This is a genomic window from Embleya sp. NBC_00888 (assembly GCF_045207655.1).
In the GTDB taxonomy this organism is placed as follows: Bacteria; Actinomycetota; Actinomycetes; order Streptomycetales; family Streptomycetaceae; genus Embleya.
In genome coordinates this window covers 380,659-394,203 of sequence record NZ_CP108784.1, presented here as the reverse complement: position 1 = coordinate 394,203, position 13,545 = coordinate 380,659, and the positions used below count along the sequence as shown (strand labels likewise).

The following is a 13,545-nucleotide window of genomic DNA, read 5'->3' as shown; positions in this document are numbered from 1 at the left end:
TAGTGCGATCAATTTACGCATGAGTCATTGACGATTATGAACGCGACTCTCCATGATTGCGGCACCCCACCACGAAGGAGGCCGCATGACGACGGCCGACCCACCCCACACGCGCCGCGCACTGCGGCGCTTCCACGTGTTGGCCATGCTGCTGTGCGCGATCGTCGGCCTGGACACCCTGGGCTCGGTGGCCGCGAACGGCTCCGAGGGACTGACCTGGCCGGCCGTCCTCGGGCTGTTGTTCTTCGCGCCCTACGGGCTCCTGATCGTCGGCCTCGGTTGCCTCCTTCACGCCCTCGGCACACGCCATCGCCGCGCCCTCGTCCGCGCCTCCTCCACTCCCGCTTCCACCTCCCCCTCCACGCCCACCCTCTCCGGCTGAGGAGCCATCGTTGAAGTTCCCCGACCACGCCGAGATCATCGTCCTGGGCGGCGGTACGGCGGGCTGCGTCGTCGCCGCCCGCCTCGCCCGCCGGCATCGGGTGCTCGTCCTGGAGGCGGGCCCCGACTACGGGCCCGACCGCGCCTTTTGGCCCGCCGACCTGCTGGACGCCACCACCCTGCCGACTTCGCACGACTGGGGCTATCGCGGAACTCGTCACGCCTTCGAGCGCTGCCGCGCGATCGGGGGCTGCTCCACCCACAACGGCTGCACACAAAGCAGCGGATGGGCCGGCGACTACGACGCGTGGGCGGCGGCCGGCTCTCCCGGCTGGGAATCGGCCACACTACGACCGTTGTTCGACAAGGCGTCCGCGGCCCTGCAGTTGAGGACCTACCGCGAAGACGAGATCCAACCGTTCCAGCAACACTTCATCGCGGCGGGCGCGGGGCTCGGCCTGCCCGTCCGCAACGACTTCGACGACCTCGCCGGCGGGCTCGGCATCGGCTGCGCACCGGTCAACATCACCCCCGACGGTGTGCGCGTCAACACGGCCTTCGCCTACCTCGACCCCGTTCGCGAACAGGGCAACCTCACCGTGCTCGGCGGCGTGCAGGCCGATCGGATCGTGCTGGACAACGGCCGGGCGGTGGCGGTGGACGTCCTCGCCGACGGCCGCCGGCACCGGATCCGCGCCGACCTCGTGGTGCTGAGCGCCGGTGCCTACGGCAGCCCCGAAGTACTGCTGCGCTCCGGCATCGGTCCGGCCGCCCACCTCGCCGAGGTCGGCGTCGAGGTGCGGCACGACCTCCCGGGAGTTGGCGAGAACCTGCACGATCACCCCTCCGTCCAGTTGGAGTTCGCCGCATCCGCGGAACTCGCCGCAGACCTGGCCGACTTCGCCCGGACCCGCATGCTGCCCGACGAACAAGCCCTGGCCAAGCTCCGCTCGCCCCACGCCGGAGACGCACCCTACGACCTGCATGTCTACCCGTGGGTCGAGCGCGACGCGAGCACCGAGCACGGCTGGCGCTGCATCATTCCGGTCGCGCTGCTGCGTCCCCGCTCACGGGGCACGGTACGGCTGCGTTCCGCCGACCCGTACGCCCTCGCCCACGTCGACCACGCCTACCTGACCCACCCGGACGACCTCGAGGCCCTCGCCCACGGCCTGGGCTGGATACGGGAGTTGGACCTGTCGCCCTACCGTGGACCGGCGCTGCTCACTTCCCAAGGCGACAGCCACGACTGGATCAAGGCCAACCACCAGCACTACTGGCATCCGGCGGGCAGCTGCCGGATGGGGCCGGCCGACGACCCGCTGGCCGTCGTCGACCACACCGGCAAGGTGCACGGGCTGGAGAGCCTCCACGTCGCCGACGCGTCCGTCTTCCCCGACATTCCCCGCAGTACCCCCGCGCTGCCGACCACGGTGGTCGGCGAGCGGGTGGCGGCCTTCATCCAGGAGACCCTGTGACTCACCTCGACATCATCGATCCGCGTACCGGCGAGGTCCACGACCGCGTTCCCACCGCGTCGTCCACGGAACTGGACGCCGTCGTTCGCGCGGCTGCAACCGCCTTCGAGACCTGGCGGTCCGTCACCCCCGGGGAGCGTCAGGACACGCTCCTGGCCCTGGCCGCCGCGATCGCCGAACATGCGTCAGCCCGAACTGCACCGCACGGAGCGGGAATTGCCTGAGCCGTGTTCGCTATCGGCGGAGGGTGTTCCGGATCCAGTCCAAGTGGTCGGCCACGGAGCCCCGATACTGTCGGGCCTGTCCCGGCCGTCGAAGAACCAGCCGACACGGGAGACACGGAGTCTTGTGACCGAGTTCACGAAGGCGACTCGGATGCTTCTGGGTCGTCGGAGATCGGCTCGCTGAATGCCTGGATGACACCGTAATAGGCGCTCGCCAGGGAACTCCAGCCGTTGTGGTCCGTCCGTTCGGGAATGTCGGGGTGGGTGCGTGAACGCAGGAGGTAGCCCACGGACAAGGCCTCGATGGCCCAGATGAGATCCGCCATGGTGCGGTCGAGTCGGAGGCGGCGGCGGGCATAGCGCAAAAGGACGCTCAGCAGATGGTCGGTCTCGTCGACGTATCGCTCATTGGCCCCGGCTTGGGCGTCACGCACCATGTCGACCGGGGCCAGAGCTCCCAGGCCGAGTGCCAGGAACAGTTCCGGTGATGCGCTCGTCCATCGGAAGTCGGCTTCGCCGATCTGACGGAAGATCTCCTCGGGTGCCTCTCCGTCGGCGACCAGCCCGAATGCGAGGGCTTCGATTTGGCGTGCCCCCGGGGTGGCGATCTTGTCCATCACGTGGCGCATCAGTTCCAGTTGGAAGGCGGCCTGGTCCGGCCAGATCTGGTAGAAGGCCCCGGTCGTGAGTTTTCTGCCGTCGGGATTGCGCCGATTCACCTCGACGAGGACGTCCGCCATGCGGATGTCCGCCAGTGGGTTGTGTGGATTCGCCGCTTCGGGACGGGTTCGCTCGATGGCGAGGTTCGCCGCTGCGGCCAGCAGTAGGGCGCGGGTTTCCTCGCGGGGTCGATGCCGGCGCTGCGGACGTGCGGAGTCTGTCGAGTGCGCGCGTGCCGGCGCGGACTTCGTCACGTCGTCTTCGGGAGTGTCCACCATACGACGATGGTACTCCCTGCTTGGAGACCATAAGTTATTTATGATCCTGCCATGTGGGCGAACATACGGGTGCTCGATTTCGCCGTACGGCGGTCGATTGGGAGAGTCCCACTTCGTGCGACGACCGCCCTCGCGGGACGCGAGGATCCGCGCCCACTCAGAGTATCGAGCGGGGCGGTGAGGTCGGAGGTCGGGATTCGAGTCGATCGCGAGCGGCGTAGGCGCACGTCCGGCCGGGCGAACGGGTCGACCGACTCGTATCGGCTGCCGCCCTGGTGAACGGGATGGATCGACCTCGCCGTCGGCGGGGTGTTCCCGACAAGCTCTCGCGAAGGCTGGCGCTCCAGGATGGGAAGGGTTCATAATAATTTTATGATCTTCATCAGAGTGCTACGTACCCTCGCATGGGAAGCCTGCCGGCAATGGACGCCCGTCGTCCGGTACGCCACTGGAATCCCCACATGACCGAGCACGTCGTCAATTTCGTCAACGGTGTCCGCAGTGGCGGCCCCGGGCGGCAGCCCTTGATCGACCCGCGCACCGGTGAGATCCACGGCACCGCCGTGGTCTCCCGCGCCGCCGAGGTGGACGCCGCCTTCGAAGCAGCGCGCACTGCCTTCGGTACCTGGCGGCGCAGCGCGCCGGGGGAACGTCAGATCGCGCTGCTGGCGATCGCGGCGGAGATGGAAGAGCGGGCGGAGGAGTTCGTCGCCGCCGAATGCGGGGACACCGGTAAGCCGACCGACCTGTTCCGGGCCGAGGAACTGCTGCCGATCATCGACCAGCTCCGGTTCTTCGCCGGCGCGGCGCGCATGCTGGAGGGACGGGCGGCGGCGGAGTACGTGCCGGGCCACACGTCCATGATCCGCCGCGAGCCCGTCGGCGTGATCGCCTCGATCGCGCCATGGAACTACCCGCTGATGACCGCGGTCTGGAAGCTGGCGCCGGCCATCGCAGCCGGCAATACGGTGGTCTTCAAACCGGACGCGGCCACTCCCTCCAGCGCGCTGCTGCTCGCCGAGATCTGCGGACGTCATCTGCCGCCGGGCTGTGTGAACCTCGTCTGCGGGGACCGGGACACCGGCAAACTGGTGGCCGGTCACCCGCGCGCGGACATGGTGGCCATCACCGGATCGACCCGCGCCGGCACCGAGGTGGTCCGCGCCGCCGCCGACGACGTGCGCCGGACCCACCTCGAACTGGGCGGCAACGGTCCGGTTCTGGTGTTCGACGACGCAAACGTGGCCTACTGCGCGAAGGTGATCGCCGAGGCCGCCTTCTACAACGCCGGCCAGGACTGCACCGCGCCGTCGCGCATCCTGGCGCACGCCGACGTCCACGACGACCTCGTACGGGAACTGGTCGGACACGCCCGCGCGTTCGCCCTGGTCGACCCTGGCAATGCCCGGGACGGCCGGAGTCCGCTGATCAGTCGATCCCAGTTGCAACGGGTCTCGGGGCTCGTCGAGCGCCGTGGCGATACCGCTGTGATCGCCGCCGGCGGGAAGGCGGAGGAGGGTCCCGGCTTCTTCTTTCCGCCGACCGTCATCACCGGTGTCGGCCAGAGCGACGAACTCGTCCAGGAGGAGATCTTCGGTCCCGTGCTGACCGTGCAGACCTTCGGCGACGAGGAGGAGGCGATCGAGATGGCCAACGGCGTCCGCCACGGCCTGGCATCCAGTGTGTGGACACGTGACGTCGGCCGCGCCATGCGCGTCACCAGTGCGCTCGACTTCGGCGTCACCTGGGTCAACACCCACGTCACGACGGCGGCGGAGATGCCGCACGGGGGCTTCAAGCAGACCGGTGAGGGCAAGGACCTGTCCCTCTACGGCCTGGAGGCGTACACCAGGATCAAGCATGTGATGCTCTCGTGGACGTGAGCCCCGGCATCCTCTAGCTGTTTCCCGAGGGAACGACCGTCGAGGAAGGCCGCGGACTGATCGTCGGCGGCGTCGCCCTGTCCGATCTGGCCGACGAGTACTCGACCCCCGCGTACGTCGTCGACGAGGCCGGCCTGCGCGCGCGGGTGCGGCGTTTCCGGGAGGCGCTGAGCGCGACCTGGCCCTCCTCGCAGGTCGTCTTCGCTTCGAAGTCCTTTCCGTGTGTGGCTGCCTATCGGCTGATGGCGCAGGAGGGGATCGGCGTCGACGTGGCCGGCCTGGGAGAACTCGCGGCCGCCCTGCGCGCGGGTGTCGAAGGACGGGACCTGGTGCTGCACGGGAACGCCAAGACCCCGGCCGAGATCGAGATGGCGCTCGCCGCCGGGGTCGGCCTGGTCGTGGTCGACAACTTCGACGACATCGAACGGCTGGAACGGTCGGTGACCGGGCGGCAGGAGTTCTCGTGCGGGTACTGCCCGAGGTGCGTGCGGACACCTACGATGCGCTGGTCACGGGCCGAAAAGGGTCCAAGTTCGGGCTGCCGCTGGACCAGGTGCCCCGGGCAATCACGCGGATTCGGGCCAGTACGAACCTCCACCTGGCCGGTCTGCACGCGCACATCGGCAGTCAGATCCTCGAGGTGGAACCGTTCGTGGCCGCGGTCAGGGCACTGGCCGACCTCGGGGAGTTCGAGACCTACGACCTTGGCGGCGGCTTGGGCGGGCGGTATACATACGACGATCACCCGCCCGAGCCCGAAGAGTGGATCGGTGCGATCACCGACGCCGCGCGGCGGTACCTGCCGGCCTCGTCTCGGCTGATCATCGAACCCGGTCGCAGCCTGGTGGCCCGGTCCGGGGTCACGCTGTACCGCGTGGTCAACGTCAAACGGGGTGATCGCGTTACCGTCGCGGTCGACGGTGGCATGGGCGACAACATGGAGGTCGCGCTCTTCGGGCAGCGGTTCGAGGCCACCGTGATCGACAGGGTCGGGGGCGGCGAACGGGTCGACCTTGTCGGGCGACACTGCGAGTCCGGCGACCGGCTCAGCTCCGACGTCCCGTTGCGGTCGCCCCGGCCCGGCGACGTCGTCGCCGTTCCCGTGACCGGAGCGTATTGCTACACGATGGCGAACAACTACAACGGCGCGCTCAAGGCACCGGTCGTCTTCTGCGCCGACGGGAAGGCCCGAGAGGTCGTTCGCCGCGAGACACTCGCGGACGTCTTCGCCCGTGACACCTCGTCCCCCGGACGCTAGAGGTCTGCACAGGGCTGGCAGCGCAACGCCGGCGCCGAATATGGGTCGTCCGCCCTTTGCAGGTGCGAACGACCCACTTCGCGTCATCCGCCGACAGCTTGCCGTGCGACCGTGATTGCAAACGTCGTCAGGGTTGCCGCGCGACAATCCGCCCCATGCCCAGTCCGCTCCGATGCCGGAGCGCGGTGTATTGACCCGTGAGGTTGGTGACGCGGCTGGCGGGTGGATCGACCCGCACGCTCTCGTTCGGCCTCGAGCTCCGGGTGCGCTGCAGGCGACGACATCCGATTGTCAACCGCGCACGGCCGCGCCACTTGCTCGGCTTCCGTCAGTATCGTCGCGTGCCCCACGATGCGTACATCCCTGTGTGCGAGGCCATCCTTGGCACGGCGGATGTTCCCACCGGGGCGAGAAGCAAGACGTGGACGGTGACCGGCCGCATCCGCACCATCGCCTTCGTCGCCCTCCGCGACGCGCTCGCCCCGCACGGCGTATTCGCCGACTCGCGGATTGCCGGCACTGGGTGTGAACCCGCCGCTATCGGCCATGGTGGCTCACACCGCCGCGCGGCTTCGTGCTGCGACAGTTCGGTCCTGGCTCTGTCGGCCGGCGTGTGACGAGCGCTGTCGACCACGTTGTGGAACACGGTGGTCCTCACTGTGCACCCGCTGCCGTGGCGGGCGCCCGGCGGTGGACGACGCGACCGGCTTGGAGCACGGTGGTGACTCGATCGGATACCGCGCACAGGTCGTCCAGCGGCCCCTCAAGGACCACCAGATCCGCCACGAGGCCCGGCCGCACGGCGCCGATTTCGTGGTCAAGCCTCAGCAACTCCGCCGCGCTGGCGGTGGCCGAGCGCAGCGCCTCGAACGGTGGCATGCCCGCCCTGGCCATGAGCTCGAGTTCGACCAGGTTCTCGCCGTGTGTGCCCACCCCGGCGTCGGTGCCCATCGCAATGCGCACCCCGGCATCGACCGCCCGGCGGAAGGACGCGGCGTGGACCTCGGCCACCTCGCGTGCCTTCTCGGCGGTCCCTCTGGGCAGTGCGGCGTTCTGTGCCTCGGCGCGTGCAATGACTGCGAGCGGGGCCGCCAGGGTGGGCACCAGCCAGGTGTTGTGACGCAGCATCAGATCGATGGCCTCGTCGTCCAGATAGACGCCGTGTTCCACTGACCGGGCGCCATGGCGCACCGCTGCCTTGATGCCTTCGGCGGCGTGCGCATGCGCCATTACATCAAGGCCTGCGGCTGCGGCCTCGGCGACGATCTCGGTGAGTTCGTCGTCCCGAAATTGGCGGTGGTGCAAGTCGTCCTCGGACAGTACGCCCCCGGATGCCGCGACCTTGATCCAGTCCGCGCGTGCCCGGACCAGCTCCCGGACCCTGTGCCGTGCCTGGTCCACGCCGTCGACCAAGCCGGATGGCGCGCCCGGGTGGGAACGGAAGAGCGGTGCCTCGGTCCCGGAGATCTGGTGTCCGTCGCCGTGTCCGCCGGTCTGGCTGAGCATCGAGATCGCGTTGAGCAACCGTGGCCCGGGGATCAGGCCCGTCTCGACCGCTTGCTTGAGCCCGTAGTCGGCGCCCGCGGCGTCGCGGACGGTGGTGATCCCGGCCTCGAGGGTCAGGCGGAGATTGCGCGCGGCTTCGAAGAACATCAGCGAGAAGGGCGTCTGCTGGATCCGCCAGATGTCGATGTCGCTGATCATGACGTGAACGTGGCAGTCGGTGAAACCGGGAAGCACGGTCCGACCGGTGACGTCGACCATGTCGTCACCGTCCAGGCCCGTGCCGACCTCGGCGATCCGGCCGTCGGCGACGACCACGTCCGCCTCCCGGGGCGCGGACCCCGAACCGTCGAACACCGAACCACCGGAGAGCAGCAACCGCCGGCCTGGAAGGGGATCAGTCGAGGACATGGCGCTCCATCCACTCACCTATTGCTTCGTTGTGAGCCCGCCGGGATCGGCATCGGGCCGGAGATTGTTCCCGCGTGCGAGGCGGCGGGCAGCACAGCATCTCCACCGTGCAACCGCCCGCGCGAGTACGGACTGGAACCGGGTTCTGCTCGGGAGCGCAGCGGTGATCCTGATCGCCCTCCAGAGCAGCGTCGTGGATGCGCGGATGTCGGCCGTGCTGATCGGTGAACAGCGGACGTGCCGGTCGGACACCCCGTCCGTCGAGGACCGAGTTCCCCAGCGCGTCGCGCGGCTTGCAACGTCATCGGGAAGTCAATCGCGACGCGGTGGATCACGGCACAGGAGCAGTGCGGGTGGGTTTCGTGGTCGCGGGGGGTGGAAGAGTCGGCCCGACGGGTGGCGTGCAAGGGGGCGGATCACGTCTGGGGTTCCACTTCGCCGAGGGCGGCGGCCTCGCGGAGAGCCTCGCGCACGATTCGCGTCGGCGTGAGGTGGTCGACGATCTGGTCGGTGACCGCAGGTGGTTGCAGCCATGTGACCATGGCCTCCGAGTCGCCGGCGGGCAGTACCACCCAGGAGCCGAGCCCGATCTGACGCGGGCCGCACCGCAGTTCGACGTCGGAGACGGGTTCGTCGCTCCGGGACGGCACGAGGTAGCCGATGCGGTCCCACCGTTGGTCGTGTATCACCGCGCCGAGCGGTACCTTGCGCTCGCGCAGCAGCCGCAGTGCGGCCAGACCGAGGGGGGCGTCGACCGAGATCACGTCGAAGGTGACGCCGGTGGAGGCCAGGTGCGGGCCGTACGCGAAGGCATCGTCGTACAGACCGCTTTTCCTCGGTGACGTGGTCGTCGCGTTCGTGTCGGTGCCGGTGGTGCGGGAGGGATCGACCGGAGCGTGGGTGGCGGTTGTGGTCATGGCGGGAGACCTCTTAACAGCAGGAATAGCTGCGGAACCGGACATCGCCGGACTCCGGTTCCACGGCGCCGGCTCGATGTGATCGTCGGCGAACCCCGCGCCGGGAGTCGATCCGAAGCACGGTGCGCACGGCGTTCGAAGTGCGGAGGGTGACCATGACCCAAGTTTACTTCATGATCTACGTATCTGGTAAATTAATTACGAACCTTCTGAAGGAGTTGCCATGCCCACGGCTGACACCGGCTGCGGCAGTACGGTCACTGAACTTGTCGACGCGATGGAACTGGTCCACAGCGCCGACCTGAGCCCGGACGGTGCGCTCGTCGCCTGGTCCGTCTGCCACATCGAGGGAGACGTCGAGCGGCGCAGCCTGCGCCTGAGCAGTGTGGCCGAGCCTCGAGCGGCTGCCCTTGCCGTGGCGTTCGGCGACGGCGGCCACACCCCGTCCTTCTCGCCGGACGGCAGTCGGTTGGCGTTCCTGTCCAATGACGGCCCGACCGTGCGCATTGTCCTCGTTCGGCTCGCGGATGCGCCGGACTTCGAGTTCGAGGTGCTCGTCGACCCGGGGGAGCCGGACCGCTCGGTTTCCGGGAAGCCGGCATGGAGTCCCGACGGCCGCCACATCGCCTACGCCGCGACGCTCAGCACGCGCGTGGTCGGGGCGCCGTATCGGATCACCCGGACGATCGGCTGGGCGGACGGTCTCGATCTCGTCGACGACGTCACGGCCGACGTCTTCGTCTGCGACCTCGATACCCGGACGCACACGCGCCTCACCGACGATGCGTGGGTGAACACCCAGCCGACCTGGCTGTCGCCTTCGAGCCGGCCCGGGAGCAGCGAAGCGGAGTCGGAGGAGGCCGGCCCCGGACGGATTGCCTTCCTCGCCGGATGCGGACCGCAGGAATGGCGACACGGCGTCGCCGGCGTGCGCTCGGTCGGATCCGACGGGTCGGATCCGACAGTCGTCGAGCACATGCGGGCACCGGATCTCTTCTCCCTCGCGGCATTGGGCGACGGCCGGATCGCGGTGACCACCTCCGGTGCCGATCCGCACTCGCTGGGTCGTTTGTTCGTCTTGGACTCGCTCGACGAAGCCGCTCCGTCGTGCCGCCCGACCGATCGTGCCGCCGGCCTGGATCTCGATGTCAACGGTGACGTGCTGGGCGACATCGCCATTCCGTTCACGGACCCCGACCCGAGACTGCTCCTTCACGCGGGCGACGCTCTCGTTCGGGTTCACGTCGAGGACCGCCTGGAGGTGCACCGCATCGCACTGGAGGGCGAGCCTCGTGCGACAACGGTGCTGTCCGGCCCAGGCTGCTTCTATCCGCTGGCTGTGGCCGGGCAGCGCCTGCTGTATGCCACCGGCACGCTTGCGAGCCCGCCCGATCTCTGGGTCCGCGACCTTGACACGGGCGAGGACTTGCGGATCAGCGACACCGCGGCCCGCAATCGGACCTGCACCGTCCCGTGTACGGTCACCGGCTTCTGGGTCGGCGCCAAGGGCGGCCCGCAAGTGCAAGCCAAGCTGTTGCGACCCGCCGGCGCGGTCGGGGCGCTGCCTACCGTCCTGCTCATCCACGGCGGTCCCAAGGCGGCCTACGGGGAGGTCTACGTCACGGACGCCCACATCCTGTGCGGCGCCGGCTTCGGGGTGCTCATGGTCAACCCCCGCGGCTCGCGTGGCTATGGCGTGGAATTCGCCGACGCCATCATCGGAGCGTGGGGCCACGACGACCTCGACGACTTGATGGCGGCGGTGGACTTCGCGGTGGACCGAGGCTGGGCCGACCCCGCCCGCCTCGGAGTCGCCGGTCTGTCGTACGGCGGGTACATGTCCAGCTGGATCGTCAGCCATGGCGATCGGTTCAAGGCTGCTGTCATCGAGAATCCGGTGACCAACTTCTCGAGCATGTACGGCACCAGCGACATCGGGCTCAGTTTCCTGCCTGCGGCGCTGGACGCCCTGCCCGAGACGGACGCCGAGCGCTACCGGAAGCTGTCACCGATCAGCACGGCTCACACCTGCACCACGCCGACGCTGTTGATCCAGGGCGAACGCGACCACCGCTGCCCGCCCGAGCAGAGCAAGCAGTTCTACTCGGTGCTGCGGCGTGCAGGGTGCGTGGCCGAGATGCTGATGCTGCCCGACGCCTCCCACGAAGGATCCACCTCGGGCCCGGTTCCGGCGCGACGGGCACAGAACGAGGCATTGGTCGACTGGATGGTGCGCCATGTGAAGAAGAGCGACTCCGCTCAGCGGGACACGGCGGGTGCACCCCACGACGCGGTCTAACCGCGTCGGTTCGGTACGGCGCAGCACGAGCCCGAAGACACGGTGTCCGGACGAACTCTCCCGGACGAAACCCACCGCCCCCGTGGCCGGGCAACGAGTCCGCCGGCCTTCCCCCACACGACACGAAGCCCCGGTCGATCAGGCGACCGGGGCTTCGTCGCGTGCTGCCGGAGCGATCGAGATCGTCGATGGATCGCCTTCCACGGGTGGCGGCACGCCGACGCGTGGGGTGCTGCGGGACGGGCGGCGTCCCGCAGCCCGTGGGGAAGGGATCTGGGCTGCCTTCGGTCGGGTGCCCGGTCCCTGTTTTCGGTTCCACCCCCGGGGCATCAGGAACACGGGATCGGCGACGAGCTTGCCGAAGCGTCGAGTCGAGGACGAGGGCCGTTGTTCGGCCCGGCGAGGTGCGTCTCGGTCCGGTATCCGCAGGTCCTCCAGGCTTCGGTTCTCCTGCCAAGAACCGCCGGACACGGCCCGCGAGCGAGACCCGTGGGGGTCGGCCGCAGGTCCGCTTCCTCGACCGGCTGCGCAATTGCCGGAGCCGAAGGCCGTCTCCCGTTCGGCAGCCGTCCCGCCCGGCGGGGACCGGAGTGGCGCGAAAACGCCCACGCTCGTTCCGTCTAGACGGCCGGTGCACGTCGCCGTACAATCTGACAACGCCGGTTGGTAGAAAAATTATGAAACTGCGAGGGAATTTATGACGCTAGTCAAGGTCATGGCGTTTGTCGCATCGCTGACGGCCGCCGCATGCCTCCTCAGCGGGTGCACCGGTGGCTCCACCTCGGCCAAACCCGCCTCGTCGGAGCCCCCCAAGCAGGGTGGCTCGGCAACGATGTCCCTCAGCAGCGCGATCGACACGTGGAACCCGCAGGAGGCGCTGTCGACCCACAGCTTCACCGTCTTCCCTCAGGTGTACGCGTCCCTGCTGCGCTCCACCCCGGACGGCAAGGGCCTGTTGCCGGCGCTGGCCTCGTCCTACAAGGCGGATCCGGCGGCCAAGACCCTGACGTTCACCCTGGACCCGGGTGCGAAGTTCAGCAACGGCAGACAGGTCACGTCCGCCGACGTGAAATTCTCGGAAGGACTGTGGAGCAAGGGCAAGTTGTACGGCAGCTACTTCTCGTCCATCAAGTCCGTGGAGACACCCTCTCCGCAGACCGTGATCTTCACGCTGTCGCAGCCCGACGAGACTCTGGTCGCGATCCTGTCGACCAGCAACGCCGCGATCTTCCCCGACAACTACGGCGGTGAGACGGAGGCCGACTTCTGGAAGAAGCCCACAGGGGCCGGGCCGTTCAGCATCGGCAACCAGACCGTGGGACGGTCCATCTCCCTCACCCGCAACCTTCACTACTACCGGGCCGGCCTGCCCCACCTGGACAAGGTCGAATACAAGGTCGTCACGGACGGGAGCCAGCGACTCCTGCAGTTCCAGAACGGTTCCCTGGACGTCGTCAACGGAGTGGAACTGGGCGTGGTCGGCCAGTACCCGAAGGGCAAGATCGTCGGCGTGCCCTCGTCCGGTGTCAGCGTCCTCACCATCAACACGAAGTCGGGGCCCCTGGCCAACGTCGATCTCAGGAAGGCGATGGCCTCGGCCATCGACTACCGCAAACTCGTGGCGGGCGGTTACGCCGGCCAGGCGACCGTGGCGACATCGCTGCTGCCGCAAAACGTCCCCGGCATCTCCCCGTGCTCCACGTGCACCTGGTCCACAACCGACCAGGCGGCTGCGAAAAGCCTGGTCGGCAAGTCCGGCTATACCGGTCAGAACCTCGAGTTGATGGTGCCCAGCGGCGACCCGGAGGAACTCGCGGCACAGGCCCTGGCACCGATGCTGGCCCAGGCCGGCATCAAGGTCACCGTTGTCCCGCTCCCGACCAGCTCGCTGATCGACAGGCTGGGCAAGGGCGACTTCCAGCTCGGGATGATCACCTACAGTGCGCTCGCACCCAGCCCGATCGACCCCCTCGGCTTCCTCGAATCGACCGGCGTCGTGTTCTCCCAGTCCGACCCCGGGCCGGCGAACGCGGCTTTGACCGCGGTCCACGCGGCGAGCACTCCCTTCGACGTGGGCACCGCGGTACACGCCTTCGAGAAGACCGCCAACACCAGCAACGCCGTCATCCCGCTGGCGGTGCCCAACGCGCTCTACGCGATTTCCGGCCGAGTGGAGGGATTCGTCCCGACGCCCTACCTGGCCTACTGCGCCGACGAATTGAGTGTGAAGAGTTGACGGGCGGGGTCCGGCGC

The 13,545-nt window shown here is 68.5% G+C and carries 11 protein-coding genes and 1 pseudogene; 9 read left to right on the top strand and 3 right to left on the bottom strand.

Features of this window, described 5'->3' with window-relative positions:
• The first annotated feature begins 85 nt into the window (after positions 1 to 85).
• The 3 genes from OG948_RS01725 to OG948_RS01715 are packed head-to-tail and all read left to right on the top strand — an operon-like array spanning position 86 to position 2,083.
• On the top strand, positions 86 to 382 hold the full coding sequence (locus OG948_RS01725; protein WP_406293190.1) for a hypothetical protein: 297 nt from the start codon (positions 86 to 88) through the stop codon (positions 380 to 382).
• 10 nt (positions 383 to 392) lie between these two features.
• Positions 393 to 1,859 (top strand): GMC family oxidoreductase, encoded by a 1,467-nt coding sequence (locus OG948_RS01720; protein WP_406293188.1) that lies wholly within the window; start codon positions 393 to 395, stop codon positions 1,857 to 1,859.
• Entirely contained in the window at positions 1,856 to 2,083 is a 228-nt protein-coding gene (locus OG948_RS01715; protein WP_406293186.1) for an aldehyde dehydrogenase family protein, read from the top strand. The genes OG948_RS01720 and OG948_RS01715 overlap by 4 nt, the downstream gene beginning before the upstream one ends.
• 134 nt (positions 2,084 to 2,217) lie before the next feature.
• Here OG948_RS01715 and OG948_RS01710 read toward each other — a convergent pair whose 3' ends face one another.
• Positions 2,218 to 3,021, bottom strand: coding sequence for a hypothetical protein (locus OG948_RS01710; RefSeq protein ID WP_406293185.1), 804 nt, complete (start codon positions 3,019 to 3,021; stop codon positions 2,218 to 2,220).
• A gap of 461 nt (positions 3,022 to 3,482) precedes the next feature.
• Between OG948_RS01710 and OG948_RS01705 the strand changes: the two genes are divergently transcribed.
• The 4 genes and pseudogenes from OG948_RS01705 (at position 3,483) to OG948_RS01690 (ending at position 6,779) form a co-directional block, all read left to right on the top strand.
• Positions 3,483 to 4,904, top strand: a complete 1,422-nt coding sequence (locus OG948_RS01705; RefSeq protein ID WP_406293183.1) for an aminobutyraldehyde dehydrogenase — start codon at positions 3,483 to 3,485, stop codon at positions 4,902 to 4,904.
• A gap of 146 nt (positions 4,905 to 5,050) precedes the next feature.
• Positions 5,051 to 5,290: pseudogene (locus tag OG948_RS01700) on the top strand (diaminopimelate decarboxylase); the annotation flags it as partial.
• A 77-nt stretch (positions 5,291 to 5,367) separates the two neighbouring features.
• Positions 5,368 to 6,162 carry a diaminopimelate decarboxylase family protein gene (locus tag OG948_RS01695; protein ID WP_406293181.1) on the top strand — a complete coding sequence of 265 codons (795 nt, stop codon included), beginning with the start codon at positions 5,368 to 5,370 and terminating at the stop codon, positions 6,160 to 6,162.
• A 197-nt stretch (positions 6,163 to 6,359) separates the two neighbouring features.
• Complete coding sequence (locus OG948_RS01690) at positions 6,360 to 6,779, top strand: hypothetical protein (RefSeq protein WP_406293179.1); 420 nt, start codon at positions 6,360 to 6,362, stop codon at positions 6,777 to 6,779.
• Positions 6,780 to 6,816: 37 nt separating this feature from the next.
• Here the strand turns inward: OG948_RS01690 and OG948_RS01685 are convergent, their stop codons facing one another.
• Positions 6,817 to 8,076, bottom strand: a complete 1,260-nt coding sequence (locus tag OG948_RS01685; RefSeq protein WP_406293178.1) for an amidohydrolase family protein — start codon at positions 8,074 to 8,076, stop codon at positions 6,817 to 6,819.
• A 416-nt stretch (positions 8,077 to 8,492) separates the two neighbouring features.
• Positions 8,493 to 8,993 carry a hypothetical protein gene (locus tag OG948_RS01680; RefSeq protein WP_406293177.1) on the bottom strand — a complete coding sequence of 167 codons (501 nt, stop codon included), beginning with the start codon at positions 8,991 to 8,993 and terminating at the stop codon, positions 8,493 to 8,495.
• 223 nt (positions 8,994 to 9,216) lie between these two features.
• On the opposite strand from OG948_RS01680, the gene OG948_RS01675 reads away from it, so the two are divergent.
• Entirely contained in the window at positions 9,217 to 11,292 is a 2,076-nt protein-coding gene (locus OG948_RS01675) for a prolyl oligopeptidase family serine peptidase (RefSeq protein WP_406293175.1), read from the top strand.
• Positions 11,293 to 12,124: 832 nt separating this feature from the next.
• Positions 12,125 to 13,528, top strand: coding sequence for an ABC transporter substrate-binding protein (locus tag OG948_RS01670; RefSeq protein ID WP_406293174.1), 1,404 nt, complete (start codon positions 12,125 to 12,127; stop codon positions 13,526 to 13,528).
• The last annotated feature ends 17 nt before the right edge of the window (positions 13,529 to 13,545 follow it).

Bases quoted from the DNA above. Each gene is read 5' to 3' on its own strand.
- OG948_RS01725 (WP_406293190.1), top strand. From the start codon at position 86: ATGACGACGGCCGACCCACCCCACACGCGCCGCGCACTGCGGCGCTTC.
- OG948_RS01710 (WP_406293185.1), bottom strand. From the start codon at position 3,021: ATGGTGGACACTCCCGAAGACGACGTGACGAAGTCCGCGCCGGCACGC.
- OG948_RS01705 (WP_406293183.1), top strand. From the start codon at position 3,483: ATGACCGAGCACGTCGTCAATTTCGTCAACGGTGTCCGCAGTGGCGGC.
- OG948_RS01685 (WP_406293178.1), bottom strand. From the start codon at position 8,076: ATGTCCTCGACTGATCCCCTTCCAGGCCGGCGGTTGCTGCTCTCCGGT.
- OG948_RS01680 (WP_406293177.1), bottom strand. From the start codon at position 8,993: ATGACCACAACCGCCACCCACGCTCCGGTCGATCCCTCCCGCACCACC.
- OG948_RS01675 (WP_406293175.1), top strand. From the start codon at position 9,217: ATGCCCACGGCTGACACCGGCTGCGGCAGTACGGTCACTGAACTTGTC.
- OG948_RS01670 (WP_406293174.1), top strand. From the start codon at position 12,125: ATGTCCCTCAGCAGCGCGATCGACACGTGGAACCCGCAGGAGGCGCTG.